This window comes from Thiorhodococcus fuscus (assembly GCF_042682685.1).
GTDB classification, from domain to species: Bacteria; Pseudomonadota; Gammaproteobacteria; order Chromatiales; family Chromatiaceae; genus Imhoffiella; species Imhoffiella fuscus.
The window spans coordinates 1-1357 of the sequence record NZ_JBHUHX010000060.1 but is presented as its reverse complement, the minus strand read 5'-3'; the positions used below and the strand labels follow the sequence as shown (position 1 = coordinate 1357).

Below are 1357 nucleotides of genomic sequence, written 5' to 3'. Positions count from 1 at the left end.
CTGCTCCAAAATATCTCAGGAAAAACAACGCACCATCGTACACTCAAAGTTCTGTGTAATGGGATGGGTTAAGTGGCACCTCAAGGTTACATGATCATTTTGTGCAGCTGGAAGCTGTCACACCCGGCGAGTATAAAAGTCGAGGCAAGCAGGTTCAAATTGAGTACGGCGTACACGCCACCCCGCTGGGACACATGTTTGTTGCGGTAACCCAGAGAGGCGTTTGCCGGGAAGAGTTCATGGACTTCAACAGCATGGACGAGTTGCTAAATAACTTGCATAACGCCTGGCCGCTCAGTTCGATCAGGGAGAGCCTCCCATCTACGCGCCATGTTATTGATGTACTTTTTACTAGTGATAGTGTTTCCAAGCATGGCCCGCTATCGCTCCATGTGGCAGGAACCAATTTTCAAATCGCTGTGTGGCGAGCTCTGCTGAAAATCCCACCGAGCGCTGTGGCCAGCTATACCCAAGTAGCCAAGGCCCTAGGTGCCCCCAAAGCTGCAAGGGCGGTTGGTAACGCCATCGGCGCAAATCCGGTCGCTTTACTGATTCCCTGTCACCGGGTTATACAGCAGAGTGGTGCGCTAGGGGGTTACCGCTGGGGACCAGCCAAGAAGCTTATGGTGCAAACCTGGGAAAGAATGCGTGATGACCCGGTTGCGCTATAAAAATGCCATGCAACCGACGCTCATACTTTGCGCGGCTGATGGCGGGCGTTAGGCGTCAGAAAAATATATGACTGAAACATCCTCGGAATGGTGATTGGTCAAAAAATAAGGCATTTTCTTTCCGAAAGAAAATTTAAAAAATATTTTTTATCGCAATACTACTTATTTTGGGTTTATTTATTATCAAAAAAGCAGCATTCACTTTGAACATATGATCAAAATAACGCCCAATATAGTGAATACAAGAATAATAATTTTCCGTTGCCGTTCCAAATTGGCGACTTATCCATTATCTGCAAGTAGAAACGAGCCATGAATGCAAAAATAGAAAACCTCAATCAAGATGACTTGGTTGAATGCGCTGAACTATATGCAGATGCATTCAAAGAACCTCCATGGGAGGAGACTTGGAGTACTGAAGATGCCTTTGAGCGTCTAAATAATTTTCTAGCATGCCCAAACACAATAGCTCTAAAAAGAGTGGAAAATAATCGTATATTAGGGTTTCTTATCGGGGAAACTCAACAATGGAATGATTCACGCCTATTTTATCTGAAAGAAATATGCGTTAACGGCAAAAATCAAAGAAAGGGAGTGGGAAAGTCTCTTATTCGCAACCTAACTCAACAACCACCAGCTAAAGCTGGTGGGTTGAAGCTACGGACTGAAAGTCCGGATACGGGTCG

General features: G+C 45.4%; 2 protein-coding genes. Both read left to right on the top strand.

Features of this window, described 5'->3' with window-relative positions:
• Positions 1–101 precede the first annotated feature (101 nt).
• Positions 102–671, top strand: coding sequence for a methylated-DNA--[protein]-cysteine S-methyltransferase (locus tag ACFSJC_RS18820; RefSeq protein ID WP_386028740.1), 570 nt, complete (start codon positions 102–104; stop codon positions 669–671).
• A gap of 312 nt (positions 672–983) precedes the next feature.
• A partial coding sequence (locus tag ACFSJC_RS18815) for a GNAT family N-acetyltransferase (protein WP_386028739.1) occupies positions 984–1357 on the top strand: 374 nt, incomplete at its 3' end.